This is a genomic window from Ruegeria sp. BG11 (assembly GCF_056538565.1).
Genome location: NZ_JBQFTH010000012.1, coordinates 96,556 through 115,637 on the forward strand (window position 1 = coordinate 96,556; position 19,082 = coordinate 115,637).

At 56.5% G+C, this 19,082-nt stretch carries 10 protein-coding genes; 4 read left to right on the forward strand and 6 right to left on the reverse strand.

The genetic code is table 11. From position 1 onward, the window contains the following. Positions 1 to 65 precede the first annotated feature (65 nt). Both ACR0JF_RS18800 and ACR0JF_RS18805 read left to right on the forward strand, forming a co-directional pair. Positions 66 to 1,298, forward strand: coding sequence for a hypothetical protein (locus ACR0JF_RS18800; RefSeq protein ID WP_480669626.1), 1,233 nt, complete (start codon positions 66 to 68; stop codon positions 1,296 to 1,298). A gap of 406 nt (positions 1,299 to 1,704) precedes the next feature. Further along, positions 1,705 to 2,385 carry a class I SAM-dependent methyltransferase gene (locus ACR0JF_RS18805; protein ID WP_480669627.1) on the forward strand — a complete coding sequence of 227 codons (681 nt, stop codon included), beginning with the start codon at positions 1,705 to 1,707 and terminating at the stop codon, positions 2,383 to 2,385. Positions 2,386 to 2,448: 63 nt separating this feature from the next. Here ACR0JF_RS18805 and ACR0JF_RS18810 read toward each other — a convergent pair whose 3' ends face one another. The 5 genes from ACR0JF_RS18810 to ACR0JF_RS18830 all read right to left on the reverse strand — a co-directional run bounded on the left by ACR0JF_RS18810 (position 2,449) and on the right by ACR0JF_RS18830 (position 10,654). After that, a complete protein-coding gene (locus ACR0JF_RS18810; RefSeq protein ID WP_480669628.1) occupies positions 2,449 to 5,721 on the reverse strand; it encodes a hypothetical protein in 3,273 nt (1,090 codons plus the stop codon). 264 nt (positions 5,722 to 5,985) lie between these two features. After that, positions 5,986 to 7,248: a CAP domain-containing protein gene (locus ACR0JF_RS18815; RefSeq protein ID WP_480669629.1), complete on the reverse strand. Its 1,263-nt coding sequence runs from the start codon at positions 7,246 to 7,248 to the stop codon at positions 5,986 to 5,988. A 241-nt stretch (positions 7,249 to 7,489) separates the two neighbouring features. Next, a complete protein-coding gene (locus ACR0JF_RS18820) occupies positions 7,490 to 7,735 on the reverse strand; it encodes a hypothetical protein (protein WP_480669630.1) in 246 nt (81 codons plus the stop codon). Positions 7,736 to 7,850: 115 nt separating this feature from the next. Continuing rightward, positions 7,851 to 8,528 (reverse strand): YjbF family lipoprotein, encoded by a 678-nt coding sequence (locus tag ACR0JF_RS18825; protein ID WP_480669631.1) that lies wholly within the window; start codon positions 8,526 to 8,528, stop codon positions 7,851 to 7,853. After that, positions 8,525 to 10,654: a YjbH domain-containing protein gene (locus ACR0JF_RS18830; protein WP_480669632.1), complete on the reverse strand. Its 2,130-nt coding sequence runs from the start codon at positions 10,652 to 10,654 to the stop codon at positions 8,525 to 8,527. The genes ACR0JF_RS18825 and ACR0JF_RS18830 overlap by 4 nt, the downstream gene beginning before the upstream one ends. Positions 10,655 to 11,050: 396 nt before the next feature. Here ACR0JF_RS18830 and ACR0JF_RS18835 point away from each other — a divergent pair, with 396 nt between their 5' ends. Beyond that, complete coding sequence (locus tag ACR0JF_RS18835; protein ID WP_480669633.1) at positions 11,051 to 12,145, forward strand: helix-turn-helix transcriptional regulator; 1,095 nt, start codon at positions 11,051 to 11,053, stop codon at positions 12,143 to 12,145. On the opposite strand, the gene ACR0JF_RS18840 is transcribed toward ACR0JF_RS18835, so the two are convergent. After that, a complete protein-coding gene (locus ACR0JF_RS18840; RefSeq protein WP_480669634.1) occupies positions 12,140 to 14,794 on the reverse strand; it encodes a Mur ligase family protein in 2,655 nt (884 codons plus the stop codon). The genes ACR0JF_RS18835 and ACR0JF_RS18840 overlap by 6 nt on opposite strands. 527 nt (positions 14,795 to 15,321) lie before the next feature. Between ACR0JF_RS18840 and ACR0JF_RS18845 the strand changes: the two genes are divergently transcribed. Continuing rightward, positions 15,322 to 18,753 carry an SdrD B-like domain-containing protein gene (locus ACR0JF_RS18845; protein ID WP_480669635.1) on the forward strand — a complete coding sequence of 1,144 codons (3,432 nt, stop codon included), beginning with the start codon at positions 15,322 to 15,324 and terminating at the stop codon, positions 18,751 to 18,753. Positions 18,754 to 19,082: the final 329 nt, after the last annotated feature.

Genomic DNA, 19,082 nt, shown 5'->3' on the forward strand with positions numbered 1-19,082 from the left:
GGCTGTTCAATATACCTGTGGGGGGGTATGAAACAGACAGTGGAAACGAACGGGGTTGGTTTGAAATGCTGATTGGGTTTGACAAACGTTTTGTGTTTGTTGCCAGCACAAAGACGGCCTCGACGTCATTGGAACAGGTCCTGAGGCCTCATACCGATATTGTTCGGGCCGGAACCGCGCAACGCAAGCATATCGAATTGCGCGATATCTTCCCGACTTACGATTTTCTGTTTTCGCAACCGGGTTACCGGCCAGAGAGCTTTTTCAAGTTTGGCGTGATGCGCGACCCGCTGGACTGGATCCGGTCGTGGTATCGGTATCGGCTGGGCAACAAGGTTGAAAGCCCACTGCCCGAGGGCATGAGTTTTGCCGAGTTCTGGGCCCGGAAGGACTGGAATATCCTGAAGGGCGATGGGAGCAAGAACCTTCAACGTGACGTGTTTGTAGCTCATGACGGCCAGGTTCTGGCAGATGTGATCATCCCCTATGACCGTCTGGATGGCATGTTCAGAGATATCTGCACCGCGTTTGGTATTCCCCGGGAACTGCCGCGTGTGAATGTCAGTCGCATTCAGGAGACGGAACAATTGCCCTCTGGGCTGGAGGCTGAAATCCGGGATTTCTATGCCGAAGATTACAAGCTGTACGCTGAACTGGATACGATCAATGCCGAGGGCATGTCGCGACTGCGTTCGGGGCAGGGCATGTTCCGACCCGTTGATGGGCACACAGGGAGCGTATTTTCAGCGGAGGCAGCGGAACGGCATGTGTTTATCTTCAGCTACTGCTCTGAGGCGGGGGCTGCGGTGCAAAACGCGCTGAATGATCAGCCCGGGTACTGCATTCGGGGTGAAAACAACGACACGGCCTTGCATCTGATGCGCGCGCAGAGGGCTGTTGCGACTGGCCCGCGTTATTGCGCGGAGCAGGTACGCCCCTGGGATTACGGGAGTGCCTTGGCCCAGGTTTTCGCGGAAAAAGTTCTAAACCCGCCTGAAGGAACACGGGTTGCGGGATGCCTGTCCACGCTGACGCCTGATCAAACCGTCATCCTGAATCGCTATGTGACTTTCCTGTCCGAGCATTGCGACAATGCGCAAGTCCTGTTCGTGACGCGCCGACATTCGGATGTCGTGGGGGATAATCAGAAGAATCCTAATAATCTGAAAATAATAGATAAATTTTATCAGAACTATCAGGCCGCGCATCCCAAATGGTGCCACGTAATTGATTATGACCCTAGGGTATTGGATTCAAAGAGCTGGCATGAATTGATGGCCTTTCTTAACAAGAGTTGAGAGGGCGGTTTCGTTTCTCATATGATCCGAGATGATAGCCACGTGACACCTGATCCATATTTGTTGGCAGTGTCCGGCAGGTTTAGGTATCCGGTACTGGATGGTGTTTAGGGAATGAATCAGATTTAGGGACTGGTGTCGATCCCACTATGGGGATGGAAATCCCGTTCTGATGAAACGCTAACAGCAATCTTGTCTTCCACTAAAGCAAATGGCTTACAGATGTAAATTTCGAGATCAGTCCAGATAAAAAATATCTGGACTGATCTCAGAGCGTCGTACTTTAAGATTATTTGAGGAAGCCGGAATCGCAACAATGAGTAACTAGCCTCAAAACCCAGATTCCAGTATACAAGCAATTCGTGTTTTGTGTGTTCTCGTTGAGTACGGCCGAGGGGTGGAGCTCGTGACGCGTGATAAGGTAAACTTTGGGAATCTAGATTCTAATGTCGATTTTTTGCGTAAGACCAAGCTCTTAGAGACGCCTAACCGCATTCTCGAAATCGGTTGCGGGCGCTGCCAGTTAATGCGCAAATTGAAGCAAGACGGGCATGAGGTGATCGCAATTGATGTCGATCAGGAGCATGTAGACGCGGCCCCCGCTGGGTTTGATGTGCGTTTGGCAGACGGCAGTAATTTACCGTTTCCGGACAAAAGCTTTGATCGAGTGCTGAGTTTCGATGTCATTGAGCACATTCCTGACACTGACGCACATCTTAGAGAGGTGCGCCGGGTGTTGAAGTCCGGGGGGTATTACCTTTTGCAAACCCCGAATAAGTGGACCAATATTCCCTTCGAGATGGTACGCTGGTCAACTACATACGGAGTGCGGCGTACGTTTGATTTTCTGAAACCACCGCAACATTGTTCGTTGCACAGCTATCGTCAACTGAAACGCCGTACAACCGCTAATGGTTTTTCGATTGAATTCTATGACGTTCCCGTAGTTAACGACTATTTCAACGAAAAAATTAGGAAATATCTTGGGGGAATAGGCGTCGCGGCGTTGAAGATAGCAAACCCGGATAAGTTACCGATTTCGATGCGTACAAATTTTTATGCGAAGTTGACGCTCATTGCCGAGTGAATGTGTCGCCCGAAATTTGGAAACCTGGTGGGCAGTACATCGGTAGCTCCTATTGCTGTCGGCTCAGAAGATGAAGTCTCCTTCGACGAGTGATCCTTCCGCCACGCCCAGCAAGGTGAGGGTGTTGCCCAGGCCGTCGCTGATCACAGCGTCGGACCCGCCCGACAGGTGGGTGCTTTGCAGATCGGCGAAATCGGTGATGGCTGCCACGCCGCTCAGGTCGATCCGGTCCCCGGCACCGAAGTCGAGCACCTGATCCACACCATTTGAGAAGACAAATGTGTCATTGTCGCTGCCGCCGCGCAGGGTGTCGTTACCCGTGCCGCCATCCAGTCTGTCCGCGCCGGAGCCCGCTGACAGGCTGTCATTGCCAGACCCGCCGCGCAGCACGTCATTGTCCGCACCGCCAAACAGCGTGTCGTTGTTGCCACCGCCCCAAAGCTCGTCATTGCCGTCGCTGCCAAGCAGGTTGTCATTCCCGGTGCCGCCGAACATCGTGTCGTCGCCGGCCTCTCCGAACAACCGGTCGCTACCGCCGCTGCCACCGAGATTGTCGTTGCCCTCGCGGCCATAGACCGTGTCGTCGCCATTGCCCGCAAACAGCCGGTCATTGCCTTCACCCCCATCGACGAAGTCATTGCCCGCACCGCCATAGGCCACGTCATTGCCCACTTCGCCAAGAATGTGGTCATTACCCGCACCGCCACCCAGCGTGTCGGCGCCATTACCGCCTTCCAGCGTGTCAAAACCATCGCTGGCAAAAATCCGGTCCAACCCATCGCCACCTAGTAGAGAGTCTGACCCACCGCCGCCACGCAGCGTGTCGGCCCCGGCGCCGCCTTCCAGCGTGTCGCGGCCCGCGTCGCCCTGCAGAACGTCCCGACCGTTGCCTCCGTCGATGAAATCATCGCCGCTGCGGCCGATGATGCTGTCCAGCCCATCCCCGCCGAGTAGAGTGTCATTGCCGTTCTCTCCGCCTTCGATCGTATCTTTGCCACCCTGTCCTTCGATCCAGTTGTTCTGACCGTTCTTGCCGGTCAGCGTGTCGCCACGATCGCGCGAGCCACGCACCTCTTCGAAATTGCTGATCTCGTGGGTGAAGGCCTCGCCGCGCCAGGTGCCGGTGGCAACGCCGGTTTCCAGGTTCACGTTCACCGCCTCAACGCCGGTCCGGTCATAGCGGATCAGGTCGAACCCGTCGCCGCCATCAGCGGTGTCGTTGCCCGCCATCAGGATGACCCGGTCACGTCCGTCACTGCCGATCACATTGTCGTCGAACATGGTGGTGCGCAGGCTGGTCAGGTTCTCGACCCCATTGATCGTATCCTCACCTCCATAACCGTCCTCGCTGACAATGCCTGTGGAAAGATCCACATTGACGCCATTCAAGACATCAGAGCGCCGGTAATCCAGACGAACATGAGCATCGCCTGGATTGATGTTGAACGTGTCGTTACCGCCTTCGCCTATAACTGCGATGAATGAGTCCGCATTGGAGCCTGAAGTGATGTTGATGACATCGTCGTGGAAGGTGCCGCTGACATCAAGACCCCAGTCATTGAGCGCGTTGGATATGTTGATGATCTGGGTCGTGCCATTGACGCCCTTGTCGACCGAGGCGCTGTTGGTGGCCCCGTTCACCGTGATGGTCACACCTGCATCCAGATCCCAGTGTTCCAGCCCGACGCCGGCACTGGAGCCTAGATCTGAAAGATCAATGGTGTCGTTTCCAGCTCCGGCGACAACGGCATCGTAACCCTCAAAGTTGGTGCCAGGGTTCAGTGAGTCATCGCCGTCACCACCGCGCAACCGGTCTTCTCCATCACCACCCAGTAACGTGTCATTGCCTTCTTCGCCGTAAAGCGTGTCATCGCCACCGCCGCCGCTGATGCTGTCATCGCCACCACGGCCTTCGATATACTCACCCACGGCGTTGTTGCCGATGATCGTGTCGTCGCCATCGCGTGAGCCGCGCACTTCTTCGAAGTTGCTGATCGTGTGGTTGAAAGCCTCGCCGCGCCAAGTGCCGGTGGCTGTCCCGGTCTGCAGGTTGACGTTCACCGCTTCGACCTGGCTCCGGTCATAGCGGATCAGGTCGAACCCGTCGCCGCCATCGGCTGTGTCATTGCCTGCCATCAGGATGACACGATCACGTCCGTCACCGCCGATGACACTGTCATCCAGCATCGTGGTGCGGAGTTCCGACAGGTTTTCGACACCGTTGATTGTGTCTTGATCACCGTATCCGTCATTGCTGACAAGGCCGGTGTTGAGATTGACATTAACACCGCTGGTAACGTCGGATTGGCGATAGTTGAGCCTTACAAAACCGTCACCGGCAAAGAAGTTGAACGTGTCGTCTCCTTCGCGGCCTGTCACCCCCAGAAACGTGTCTTCATCATTGACCGGGGTAATGTTGAAGATGTCGTTGTGGGCGCTGCCAAAGACGGAAAGCCCCCACGTAAAGGTATTTCCCACATTGATAATCTGGGTTGTACCATTGGCACCCTTGTCAACTGAGGCCGTGTTTGTCTGACCATTTATCGTGACTGTCACGCCCGCATCCAGATCCCACTGTCCAAGACCCACAGAAGTAGTGCTGTCTACGTCCGAAAAATCGACAGTGTCCTGACCTGATCCGGGAACGACCTCGTCATAGCCATCGTCATTGGTGCCTGGATTCAGCGAGTCATTGCCATCCCCGCCGCGCAGCGTGTCACTGCCATCCAAACCTAGGATTGTATCGTTTCCAGCCCCTCCATCAAATTCGTTGTCCCCATCGTCACCAATGATCAGATCATTTTCGGTGCTAGAGCCGCTAAGTGAGTTCAGCGCGATATCCTTGTTCGGGCCAAACGGACTGGAGGCGGGGGGGATATCAAAAGCGTCCAAAGCGTTGTTGAGGAAATTATTGAAGTCTGCCAGCGTATTGAAGGTGGGCAGCGCGTCACCGCCCAGCAGAAAGATGTTCTGCGTGTCGACCGTGCCATAAGGCGGCACGTTGGCGTCGAATTCTTCGAGTATCAGTATGGTTGACACCCGTGAGACATTGCCCGCGTCAGTCCAATTGAGTTGAAAGATCGAGGTGTCGGGCTCGTCATTGACTTCCTGAAACAATTGGCCATCAACCCGGACATTGTTGAGTTGTAGGTTGACTTCAACATAGAGATCATCTGGTGCAGAATCGCCAGGGGCCAATGGTAGGACGCTATAACTGAAAGAGGTTTCGCCGTCAGGCACGACCAACTCGAGGGTTGTGCTAGATTTCACCCCTACGTCTGCGTCGACATCGTTGTCGTAATAAACACTAAAACCGTTGAGCGTATAGGTTGTCATTCGGAAGGCCCCTCGAGATATTTTTTGCTATGACCGCCCCCAAAATTAGGGCACTGATTTTAATTCACTTTATGTCTAAAAAATATAGACATATGGTCTACTATTCCCCACGTGGGAAATAAAAGCAGGGGGTCCTTAACAGGTCAATCAAAATGACACCTTATTGAGTCATGATTTGCGAGTGCTGTAACAGATCGCATGCAACACAAAGCCCGGACGCATGGCCCGGGCTTTCTTGTGCTTAGAAATTATCTGCTGTGTGGATCAGAAGATGAAGTCCCCGGCATCCAGCGCACCTTCCCCCACGCCAAGCAGGGTCAGGGTGTTACCCAACCCGTCGCTGATAACCGCTTCAGACTCGCCAGACAGGTGGCTGGATTGCAGGTCGCTGAAACTGGTAATCTCATCTACGTTGCTCAAGTCGATCCGGTCACCCGCGCCAAAATCAATCACCTGATCAATGCCGTCCGAGAAGACAAATATATCGCTGTCGGCCCCGCCGCGCAGGGTGTCGTTGCCGTTGTCGCCGTTCAGCGTATCGTTTCCAGACCCGCCATATAACAAATCGTTGCCGGCGCCCCCCGACATCACGTCCTGTCCCGCGCCGCCCCCGGCAGTGTCATCGCCGCCGCCGCCGTAAATTCGGTCATTGCCGCCCAACCCCCACAGTGCGTCCCGACCGCCACCCCCGCGGATCTCATCGTTACCGTCATCGCCATGCGCTGTGTCATTGCCGGCACCGCCCCAAATTCGGTCATTGCCATCGCCGCCTCGAATACGGTCGTTGTTGCCGCCGCCGCCAATCTGGTCACTATCGCTGCCGCCGAGGATCGTATCGTTTCCGTTCCCACCCCAAATCGTATCTTGTCCGGCATTTCCTGTCAGCGCGTCATTTCCACCCCGTCCAGTCAGAGTGTCATCGCCGCTGTCGCCGGTCAGTGTGTTCGCTCCGCCATCCCCTGTAAGTTCCAGATCCTCTGGGGGGAGGGGAGGTAGAGGGGAGGGCAAGGGAGGTTCGTTACCGGTATCGTCGTTACCGCCGCCGCTGTCGTCATTGTCGATCTGCAGCGGTGCACTGGTGCGGGCAAAGTTCTGGGTGACCATCACCGCTTCATATGTTCTACCGCTGCTGGTAGTATAGTCGTCGATCTCAATGCCGATGCCGATCACTTCGAAATTCGGGTTGAGGATATTGGCGCGGTGGCCGGAACTGTTCATCAGAGATTGGTGCAGGTTGGCCACGTCATCTTCGAACCCGGCTGCGCCGCGCTCGCTTTGCCAGGCGATGTTCTCGCCCCAGGTCCAACTCCCGGAAAAAACAAACCCAGCGTCGCGCATCCGATCGCCGGGGTCCGAGCCGTCCAGCCCGGTATGCGAGAAGAAATCTTCCTCCAGCATATATTCGCTGTAATCCTCTGCCGCATCGTTGAGACGTAGTTCAAGCTGAAGAGGGTTATAGCCGCGGGAGGTGCGTTCTGCGTTGATCAGCTCCAGCATCAAGCGTTCGAGTGAGTTTGCCTGTGACATTCCAATGCTCCTGTGCCTGCCGAGGGGATGGCACGGGTTGCACATTCGGTGCAATCGGCCTGACACAGCTTGGAAGTATCCCGCTCATATTGGGCACAATCTTGGCGGGAATTTGCCGCTGACAAGGCGGTGCGTGCTTTATGGCAAGGGCCAAGCAGCTTTCAAAAGTCGATGTAAAAGGATGCAAAAAGAAACCCCCCTATCAAATAGGGGGGCTTGATTGTAACTGGATTGTTAAACGTCAATCACTTGTAGTCGTGGTGGTCGTTGTGCTGCTGTCTCCATCGCCACCGCCAGCGGCAATGGCGATGCCCGCAACCACTATGACACCTCCGACAATCGCAGCTGTGGAGACGGTCGTTCCTGCTAAGGCACCTGCTGTGCCCGTGCCTTGTGTGACGACACCCGCTTCGGGGACGGTTTGTGCGGTCGCAACATTTGCCATGGCCAATATGGCGATAAGAGAACTTGCTATTACCTTTTTCATAATCACAGAAACCTCTGTCGATGGAACTCCCAAGCAGTTTAGTCGAAGGCACGGCCTTTTTCAACGTAACCGTAAAAGTTTGAGACAAGCAGGGTGTTTTGCTGCCACGCTAAGCCTAGCGTGTAAGCCGTCGTAAGCGCAGGTAGCCGATATGGGGGCCTGCCCATTGCCGGGACTGCCATACCAGACCGGCAGACTCATCCACCCAAAAGTCGTTGACCACCACGCCATCGCCACCCTGGCAGCGCTGTTGTAGATGCCGTGTGTTGTGCCTGTGTTCAACGATTTCGATCACTTGCGGCCCGAGATCGATCAGATCACAGTCCAGCGCCAGTTGCACCTGTCGGTTGTCCAGGGAATGAATCATCTGAACATGAGTGCCACTCGACGCAGGACCGGGCCGGTTGCCCACCACCCGCACCGTGCTGGACAGAAGATCGCCACGCATACCGCGGGTTTCGATCAGAACGCCGTTGCGGGTGGCCAATGTCACATCATCGTCGCTGCGCCAGACAATGATCCGCCCCGGAGACCGGTCTGTCCGTTGGGCATTGACGTAAAGGTAGGCTAGCAGATCGGCGCGCTCGCGCGTGATCTCCATGAAAGACCCGTCAAGTACGTCCAAATCCGCCCGGCGCAAGGGTGGGCGCTCGGTGGGCGGGGCGGCCCTGCTTTCTGCAATGACCTCTCGACCGGCCTCGATGATTTCCAGTTCCAGCGGTTGCTGCTCTGTACCACCGGAGCAGCCGGTCAGGATTAGCAGAGCCAGGGTGAATATTTTGAGCTGTGTCATTGCCAGAACCTCGGCCAGGCATCGCTGAGCGCCTTCTGATGGGCATTGCGGACCTCCCCGTAAAGCCGCCCGGGCACAAAGACCCGCGCCCCGCCGTCACGCTGGATCGGGCGGATGGTCAGGCCGACCTGCCGCTTGTTGGGTTTGCCCAGGAACCAGTTCAGCGGCATGCTGAAGCGGATACCCTTGTCGAATGAACCTTCGCCGAACTCTTCGGATGACACATTGGTCAGGGTGAAGAAGCCGCCGACCGACCAGCCATTGTTGAACACACGGTCAATGGCGAAGGTGGCACCGTAATCTCCCGCCAGATACCGCCCGGCATCAATCTGCCCGTGAAAGCCGTTGTTGAAATCCATATAGGCCGAGGCATGGCCGGTCACGATCCGGTAATCCTGAAATCCGAACAGCTGATCAAAGTCGCGTTTGATCGCATAGTTGACCTCGGCCCCCAGTCCCAACTGGCTGTCGACTGGTTTCCACAGCAATTCGGTCGACAGACCGCCATACCCGTATTCGAAATAGCCGCCTGTGACTCGCGCATAGAGGTTGTCGCCAGGGCGCCAGTATTTCGCCGCGTAGAAATTGTTGATCGTGGTGTCGAACTGCGCGTATTCCAGTTGATCGGTGCGCACCGGGGGCAGTTCCGACGACGATGCGGTGCCGTCCTTGACGTTCCCGGCCAGACGTTGGCGCAACGTGCCCGAGAGCACCCAGCCCGGGGCAGGTCGATACGTCGCGCTCAGATCCAGTCCGACATCGATAAGGATCGGTCTGTCCGGGTCAAAATAGGCCGGTGCGAAATAGGGGGCCAGCGCCCAGCTGAATGAGGGATAGATATCCGTGAACACAGCCGTGTCAGACAGGCTGGGTGCGTCGCTGAACCCGGTCACCGCCAGCATGGCGTCCACCGCGTTGGGGTCAAATTCCAGCGCCTCCAGATCCGACCGGCGGATTGTTGTGGTCGACAGCCCCATTTCGCGTGAAGTGGGGATCAGATGAAATATCTCGACCGAAGGGGGCATCGTGCTCGCCATGGCCCGCGCCGCCCTGCCAATCGCGGCGGCATTGGGTAGGTAACGCGTGTTGCGGAACCGTATCTCGGCCGAATGTGCCGAAACATCCAGAGATTCCAGGATCAAACCGTCCTCGGCCAGCACAGGATTAATCCGGTCGCGCAGGGTCAGGGCCGAAGCCTGGCTTTGGGCCCAGCTGGTATCCCAGGCCTCGGGATTTTGAGCCCGGTTGGGTCGCAGCAGCACCGGCTGCGGGGCGGGTTGGCGCATCAGGGTAACGGGGTATTTCGGGTTCAGCTGAATCTGCGCGTTAATCCCGAAGGAGGATCCGTAAAGATAATAGGCCCCCAGCCGGGTGCGTGGTGTGGCTTGGTATTCGACACCGAAATTGAGCGAGGATTTCCGCTCGAACACATCCGAGGACTCGGTTTCGAGCGCATATGCATCCGAAGAATACTCGGCCTTGAATCCCAGTTTGTCATTGACCTGCCATTCAATGCCACCAAAGGGGGCAAACGGGCCGCGGAACCATTGATCGAACGACAGCTCGCCCCCAAGGCTGTCATTGCCGTCGAAAACCGGGCGCTCGCCGGTTGAGCCGACTGATCCGTATGACCCCAGTCTTCCCCATCCCAGCCCGGCGGTGAGCTTGAGCCGGCCGGGGTTGTGCGATGCCCCAAGGGCGGGAATTTCGAAGCTTTTGGTGGCAACGATGTACTCGCCTGAATAAAGGCCGGTGCCTGCGAGGTCCTGCAGGCCCAAAGTGAGTCCGGGAAAGTTATCACGCTCTTGCAGCAGGCGGAAGCGCACGTCGAAACCGCGATCATAGTAGGTGGAAAAACCGAAAAGGTTTAAATCCTGAATGCCAGAATAGCGAAAGCTAGCGGACATCCAGGGTGTTGGCTGGAATGTCAGCGTGAACCGGGTCTGGCCTGCGAAATTCGAGATGCCGGTAGTGAACTGTCCTTCGGGCAACATTTCAGCGGTGGGCATGTCGACCAGGCCGGGCGAGCCATAAAAATTCAAAGAGGGAGTTGGTGGGGCAACGAATTCAGGTCCCGCAGGTTCGGTCTCCTGCGCCTGCGCGTCGATTGCCAGAAGGGGGGCCACCAGAGCGAAGCCGCACCATATTCTGTGGCTTCGATTCACAAGGAAGCTCAACATACCCAGGTTACACTCATAGGGAAAATCTGCCTGTATTTTTTGTTATTAATATAAGGAATATAGAGCACACGCGCCTGTGAGAATCAATGAATCTTAGATGGCTGGGGGTCGTCTCAGGTTTTTAAAAAAACTTCATGGTTGAGTGGAATTTCAACCACTCAACGAGGTTTTCAGCTTCGGCTTGCATAAAATATGCGATTTTTCTCAACGAGCATAAGGCAGTAGAGATTATAAGTCTCAGATTGGGTGCTCGCTTGCCGGGCTTTTGGGCGTTTGCTATTCTGTTTCGGCATTTTTGAAGAAAATTTATTCAGTAATTGGTTTCGGGGGTAGTCGGGGGACATGTCTGCAGTTGATTGCAATGTGCAGGAATATGATAGCCGGGTGAAGATGGCGATGCGACTGGCGGCGTCGGCAGATGTCAATGCCGCTTGTATCGGAATTATGGACTGGCGACGGCGCAAACTGGTCGGCGGTTGGGTCGGGATGAGGCGCGCGGGCGATGAACTGAGCGCGACAGAGGTGACAAACCTCGTCTCCAAGGCTTTGAGCACTTTTTTGTCGTGCAAGCAGCCTGATCCCGCATTGGGCGGGTCTGATCGGGAGCCGGGCCTAGCAAAAGAGGCGGATACCTGGCTTCAATCCAAACGATATCTGATCGGAATGGGAGAACAGGTTGGCCATCTTGCTCCGGTGGTGGCACTGGTCAATACACCTTCCGTGGCCGTACCAAGCGGATTGCTGAGGCTGGCGCGGATTGGCCTGACCTATGCCGACCAGATCCTTCGCGACTATTCCGGGACCCGGCGTGAGCGTTTGAGGGCCGCGCGCAGCGGTATCCCCGAAACCATATTGCACAGCCTGTCCTTTGGGTTTGTGGTCACTGATGCCAACGGGGTTGTTGGGTATATGACCGAGCAAACCCGGGAGTGGCTTGGAGACAGCAAAGAGCTGTGCCTAGCCGGAGACAGGTTGGCCGCGCGGATGCCGCAGAATCAGAAGATTCTGCAAAACGCATTGGCGGCGGCCACCGGAGATGAGGGCAAGTTGACGGTGGTACAACTTGATGTGTCAGACGGGTTGCCGCAAACCATCAGTGTGCTGCCTCTGGGGGCATCCTCCGGTCTAGCGCTGGTGGTGTTCAGGCATGTGCACAGTGATGGTGCTCTGCGTGACGGGTTGTTGGAAACCATGGGTCTGACCGTGGCTGAACAACGTCTGGCACGGCAGTTGTTGGCGGGAAAATCTCTGGCGGATGCGGCTGCGGAAAACAATCTGACGATTTCAACTGCGCGCAGCTATCTCAAACGGATTTTTGCCAAGACGGGCATCAACCGACAAAGCCAGTTCATTAAACTGTATCACACGCTGATGCCGCCTCTGCTGGTCGGAACCCAGGCTCCCGTGGAAGAACCGCACATCGATCCGGGATTATAATTTGATCCGGGCGCAGAATCTGTCTATGTGACCAAAAGCCAGATCGGGCGCGATCATAAGCACCACCAGATCATCGGGTCGGGCTGTATCCAGCATCCGCGCCACCAGCGCATCCGTGTCGGTGTCGGTTAGGATCTGATCGGCGCTGGCCCCTTGCTCCATCAAGGTTTTACGCGACAGTTGCCGCATCTCTTCTTCGGGGTTGTCGCCGGTGAAATAGGCATATTTGCGCAGGCTTCCGGGGCTGGGTAGCATCGCGATCCGGTCAAAGGCCGACAGCAGATACGGGGCGCAGCTGATCAGCTTTTGCGGCCCGGCATTGCCCATGATTTGTATTGCCGCCAACCGTCGCCCGGTGACGGGCAGATCCTGCACGACCCGGCACAGTTCGGCCACGCCGGTCTCGTTATGGGCATAATCGACCAGCAGGGAAAACGGCAGGCCGTCGATCATGTTGTAGCGGCCCGGGCTCATGCTGCGGCTGTTTTTAAACCCCGACAGGGCACGGCGGATCACATCGCCGGGCAGGTTCTGCGCTTCCGCCAGAGCAATGGCAAACATTGCGTTCTGTGTGTTGAAACGCAGCAGCCCGTTCAGCGTGGCGGGAATGTCCGCAACCGGCATGACCGGGATGCGCTGTGATCCACGCGCCATGATGATCCAGTCTGTATCGTCCTGAGGGGCGATAAAGATACCGTCGCCGCCCTGATCCAGATGTGCGGCCAAGGCCGGAGCCTCGGCATACTGGGCCACTAGGATGCGGCGTGGCGCTTTGACAATCTCCAGCGCCTGCAGGCACAGCGGGTCTTCGGCATTGACTACCACCGCATGATATGCTCGTGCGATCACGCTGGCTTTGAGCCGCGCCATATCTTCAAGCGTCTCGACCCCGTTCTGCCCCAGATGATCCTTCTGCACATTCAGCAAGGCCGCCACATCATAGCGATCACAGGCTTGACCAAAGCGGATCAGCCCAAGGCGCGGCATTTCGAGAACGGCGGCTTCAACTGCGGGATCGCCGAACAGCAACTCGGTACCGGGTAGCCCGCTGAGGTTCTGCGTGTCCACCTTGTCTGGCCCGATCCACGTCCCGGCGGTGGTGCAGACACCGGCGATTTTCCCGGTGCTCTGCCAGATATGGTGCAGCATCATCGCGGTGGTGCTTTTACCATTGGTGCCGGTGATCGCAGCGGTTGGAATCCGGGAAGGGCGGTCGCGGAACAGTGTTTCCAAAATCTCGCCGTTGATGTCCCGGTCAGGCGTGCTCAGCCAATGAGGTCGGAACCCCGGCTGGGCGTTGATCTCGCAGATCGCGCCGCCACCCTCACGGTAGCTGACCGAAATATTGGGGCAGATGAAATCGACCCCCGCTATGTCCAGACCGACCAGCCGCGCGGCGCGCAGCGCAGCATTCCGGTTGTCAGGGTGCACCTTGTTGGTCACGTCAACGGCAGTGCCGCCGGTGCTGATATTCGCGGTCCGGCGCAGGGGCACGAACCGGCCCGCCTCGGGGATGCTGTCCGGCGTCAGCCCCGCATCCGTCAGGCAGGCCAGCGCTTCGTTGTCGCGGGAAATTCTGATCAGCGGGCTGCGCGGGTCGCTGCCGCGCCGGGGATCGGCATTGAGCTGATCCAGCAGTGTGTTCACGGTTTGCCACCCATCCCCTGTGATGCCACCGGGGATGCGCTTTGCGGCCATCATCATCTGTCCATTTACCACCAGCAAGCGGTGATCTTCCCCGGGGATGAGGGCTTCGATCACCACGCCTTGATCCTGCAACCTCGTCGCGACGGCAAAAGCCTTACCCAGTTCCGTGTCCGAGGTGATCCCGACATGCACCCCGCGCCCTTGATCCAGAGCCACTGGTTTCAGCACCACGGGCCAACCGAGATCGGCCGCTGCAGCGCGAGCCTGATCCAGTGTGCGCACGAACCGCTGCTGTGTCACTGGCAGCGCCGCGCGTGCTAGGCGCTGTATGCAGAAATACTTGTCGCGCGACAGCTTTTCGGCCAGTGACCCGGTGTGGTCGGTAAACGCGCCGCGGAGCCTGCGCGCATGGGCGCCCCAACCGACCTGCACAGTCTGCTGGTTCAGGACTGTCACCGGCATGTCTCGTGCCATCGCAGCGCGGGCAAAACGCATCGAATTAGGGGACAGGCCAACGGATTGCTCCCGCTCTAGGAAACCGGACAGGTGCCGCTGCGCTTCGGTGCGAAGGTCTTGCCCGCCCGATGCCAGCGCTGTCAGCGTGGTAATCATTAAATCCGTTGCGTCACGCAAAAGCTGCTGGCGTTGCCAGGGCAAGGCCAGCCGGATGTGATCCGGGGTCTGGTTCAAAACCTGTGCCTGGCACACCGGTGCCCGGGCCCATAGCTGCAATGCCACGATCAACGCCGCCGACAGATCCGCCAGCGCCGCTGTGCTGCGCCCGCCAACCAGCAGTGGGTTCACCCAATCCGGCCCCAAGATGTCTGGGGCAGAACCGGTTGGGGACAATTGGGCCAATCCGTCCAATTGCCCAAGACGCGTCAATACCAGATCGGGAACCGGAGTGACGATATCCAGATCAAGCAGGGCTGTTTTGCTCGCGATGTCATGTTTACAGCCGTGAAAGAAACTCAGCGACCGGATCTGAAAACATGGCTGCATATGTGTGCACTCCACTACCTGTGCTTCAAGCTTTATCAATTTTTGCTGGTTGCCGGGATCGAACCACCTGAAGGATCGCCAACGTGAGTTTCATTGATGGATTTGTGCCACAAATGGTCGGAGCTTCCGGAAACGAAACACGGTATCCTTCGGAATTGTTTCCCTTGGTCAAGGATTTATGTAGCTCTTCGGCCCCAGTGATTTAAATTTTGTCAAAATTTAGGCGAGAATATTGACGAGCGGCGTAGTCTTATTTCTAATCTTCAAGACGCTTGGAACCACGAGCGTTTATGAAGATGAAATACCCGGGGGACGACGCTATTTCCGGCAGGCGAGACGCAGAATTCACCTGCCGGAAATACAAAATTAAACAGATTAAAAGGCTTAACTGTCTTGGGCTGCTGAAATTCATTACAACGCAGTCTCTCTGCGGAGGACCGGCTTTCTGAAAGCTCCCTGAGTTCTGCACCCTGCTTACCGCGGGTTAGGTTTTGTGAGTACGAGTATATAGGTAAGAGGAAACAACTGTGACCTACAGCTATGAGGAATATGAGTGGACGGCTTTTAAAGAAGCCGATCTTCTGGATCAGGGTGACAATGGTTGGACCATTGGATGTGGCGACACATTCATCATGCCTGGAAGCGCAACCGTTTGCCTGTCTACGAAGGACAACGACTCTTTTCTATCCGGCGATACCCGTTGCAATGAAAATGCCAACGACCGTAGCGGCCAAAAAGCATATGTCGATGGCGAAGCGGTCGGCGGGCAAATGTACGCCGAAAGCTACCATGTCTTGCAGGGGTCGGATGGTCAGACCTATTACATGATCGAAATCGAGATCGAGGGTCACAATGCGCCCGGCAGGGGGGATGACTATTTCACTTTCTACGGTGATGTGCCTCCGGAAGGCACTGAACTGACCGTTGTGCAGACCTGCAATGTCTGGGGTAACTGGGTTGACTACAAATGCCTGGGTGCCGGTGACAAAATGGAAACGGGGTCGATCTCAGGCACTGTTTTCTGCGATCAGGAATGCGATGGGATCAACGGTGAGATCAAGGTGATCCCCGGCTGCGATTACACGTTCGAAGCCGAAGACATGTACAGCAACGGGTTCAAGGTGGTCGAGGGTTCTCAAGCCTCGGGCGGAGAGCTGGTAAAGCTGTACTGCGCCGGCGGCTACGGCGCGCTTTGTACCACGTTTGAAGGTAAATCCGGCGTATACGACGTGAAAATCCGGGTTCAGGACGAAGACGACGGGCAAAGCGTCATCAAGCTGAAAGTGGGTGGAGAGTTTGTCGAGGCCATCCGTCTTGATGCCGATAGCGATGGCGCCGGATGGAACCATGCTGGCTTTTCGACCTATGTGATCAAGGATGTCGCAATCCAGAACGGGGAAGATGTGACCATCAAGGCTCGTGGTGACGGCAAGGAGTTTGTCCGCATCGACAATATCGTCCTCGAAGGTCAGGATCAGCGCGAGGTTGTCTCGGAGCCGACGAAAGAAGGCGTCACGATCAAATTGCTGGATATGGATGGAAATGTCGTCGCGACAACCCAGACCGATGCAGATGGCAATTATCGTTTCGATGACGTGCCCGCCGGTGACTACAAGATCATGGGTGTCGCCCCTGATGGAACAGAATTCACCATTCAAGACGCAGGCAGCGACGACAGCATCGACTCGGATGTCGATGCAAACGGTATGTCCGGCGTTGTTACTGTAACTGGCGACAGCGAAACCGATATCGATCTGGGTATCTGCGAAAAGCCCGAGCCCGGGTCGTTGTCGGGTCGCTATTTCTGCGATACGGATGGGGACAGCATCGATAACAACAACGGGGACGAACCAGGCATTGCCGGGGTTCTGGTCACCTTGCTGGATGCGGCTGGCAACCCGACTGGTGCGACTACCGTGACGGATGCAAACGGGAACTACGCGTTCACCGGACTTGAGCCGGGCACATATGGAGTCAGGTTCACTGACCCCGACGATGTTCTGGTTGGTAAGGAGTTGGTCGCGCCTAATGTAGGTAATGACGATACATCGGATAGCGATGCGATCGGCGATTCCACTTCGTCGGTCATTGAAGGTATCGAAGTCGTCTCCAATGCCGACACCGGTGACAATGACGCTGGTGTCCGCAACTCCGACCCGATGACAGCCGAACTGGGCGATACCGTTTGGCTAGACACGTTTGGCGACGGCATCCTCAATGACGAAGCCCTTGATCCGTTCTTCTCAGGTGCCGAGCAAGGCGTACAAGGTGTGACCGTACATCTGCTTGCATCAGATGGTTCCGTACTGGATCAGCAGGTTACTGATGCAGGCGGTAAATACCTGTTCACCGGCCTTGCGGCTGGTGATTACAAGGTTGGATTTGTTCTGCCGGCAGGCTTCGCCTTTACCGCGGCCAACCAGGGTGCCGACGATGCGCGGGATTCCGACGCAGTGACCATGGCGGGTGACCCGGACTATGCAATGACGCAAGTGGTGACATTGGCCGAGGGTGAATCCAACCTGACGCTTGACGCCGGTTTGCTGCGCTGTGGGTTGATCGAGGGTACCAGCCAGTCTGACGAAAACTCGCCCGTTGGCGGCTTCGATCTGCTGGTCGGCTGCGAAGGAAGCGACACGATCATCGGACGCTCGGGTGAGGATACGCTGATCGGCAATGGTGGCGACGATACCCTGAACGGTGACAGCTATGACGACCTTCTGGAAGGTGGTGAGGGCGCAGACGACCTAAATGGAGGGTCGGAAAATGACACCCTCATCGGTGGGGCCGGCGACGACGATATCAACGGCGATGGCGAGGTTGATACCGCAGTCTTCGGTGGAAACTACGCTGACGCAACGATCGAGATCGTGAACCTGTTCACTGGCGAGTTGATGATCAATTCTGTCGATGGTCTGGACCGGGTGCGTAATGTCGAGTTCCTGCAGTTCGATGATATGACTGTAGCGGTTGATGTGATCCTGCCGGGCGGAACGGGCGATGCAGTGGCGGCCCCGCTGCCTGGCGGTTCGGTCAATATCGATGTTTTGGCCAATGACATCGAGTTGTCAGAAGGGACCTTGTCAGTGGCGCAGGTCAATGACGGCGGGTTCGGTTCTGTTGTCGTCGAGGCCGATGGCACTGTGACCTATTCGGCGGGCATGGATTTCAATGGGTTTGATTTTTTCACCTATACGGTGACCAACGGCGCGGGCTTCGTCAAAACTGTTGAGGTCCAGGTAGGGGACGTGCCGACGCTTGATCCTGCCGATCCTAGTGTGAGCGTTCTGGTCGAGGTGCCGGGCGAAAATGGGACCTCTTATGATGGGACCAGTGGTAGTGACAACATATTGGGCACACGCGGCGAGGATGTGATCAATGGCAGAGGCGGCGATGATGTAGTCGAAGGCGGCCGCGGCGATGACAATCTGCGTGGCGCTTCGGGCAACGACATGCTGCTCGGTGGTGAAGGCGATGACACTATAAACGCGGATGGTCAGGGCGATATCGCACTTGGAGGCATTGGCGACGATGTGTTGAACGGTCAGTTCGACGATGACATCCTGTTCGGCGGTGCCGGAAATGATTTCGTCCGCGGCTTGCAAGGATCTGACTTTGTCTCGGGTGGTGCCGGTGATGATCGCTTCCAGAGCCCAAATGATGGCGCCGACACGATCCTTGGTGGTGCAGGTAGAGATGAGTTCGTTTGGTCCGAGGCCACCGATGCTGGCGAACGCGATTTCCTTGACGGTGAAAGCGGTGTCGACACGCTCGAGATTATGTTGAACGGTGCCGATGCAGTTGCGGTTCAGGCCGAAATCGATGCTTACTTGGCAATCGTCAATGCCAATGCACCTGCGCCGGGCAGCATCAATGACGGCAGTGTGCTGACGGATACGTTCAGCTTTACAACCATTGATCTAGATATCCGCAATATCGAGGACATTCAGCTCCTCTGATCTGCCTCAAAGGTTCCGTTCCATTCTAAGATCCGGGCCTGTTTCTTAAGGCCCGGTTTTCTGTGTTTCGCCAAACAGTACAGTCAGGCCCCCAGAAGCGAGTGGGGTCTATTCCAAGGCGGAGGAAAGCGCTGTGTGAGAATTGCGAGGCTGAGCGCCTTTTCCGGATGGATGATTTCGGAGGCACCATCTTGCCGTGCACAGTTTGTCAGTCATGTGCCGATCTATGATGTCGCCTCTGACCAACCCGGGAGGGATTGCGCATATGCTTGGGGTATGGAGGGCATGAAGCCTTGCTCAAACCTATGTCGCTCCGAGTGTCGATAACC

Coding starts and splice junctions, on each gene's coding strand:
- ACR0JF_RS18825 (WP_480669631.1), bottom strand. CDS start 8,528: ATGACACAGCTCAAAATATTCACCCTGGCTCTGCTAATCCTGACCGGC.
- ACR0JF_RS18820 (WP_480669630.1), bottom strand. CDS start 7,735: ATGAAAAAGGTAATAGCAAGTTCTCTTATCGCCATATTGGCCATGGCA.
- ACR0JF_RS18835 (WP_480669633.1), top strand. CDS start 11,051: ATGTCTGCAGTTGATTGCAATGTGCAGGAATATGATAGCCGGGTGAAG.
- ACR0JF_RS18810 (WP_480669628.1), bottom strand. CDS start 5,721: ATGACAACCTATACGCTCAACGGTTTTAGTGTTTATTACGACAACGAT.
- ACR0JF_RS18815 (WP_480669629.1), bottom strand. CDS start 7,248: ATGTCACAGGCAAACTCACTCGAACGCTTGATGCTGGAGCTGATCAAC.
- ACR0JF_RS18800 (WP_480669626.1), top strand. CDS start 66: ATGCTGATTGGGTTTGACAAACGTTTTGTGTTTGTTGCCAGCACAAAG.
- ACR0JF_RS18840 (WP_480669634.1), bottom strand. CDS start 14,794: ATGCAGCCATGTTTTCAGATCCGGTCGCTGAGTTTCTTTCACGGCTGT.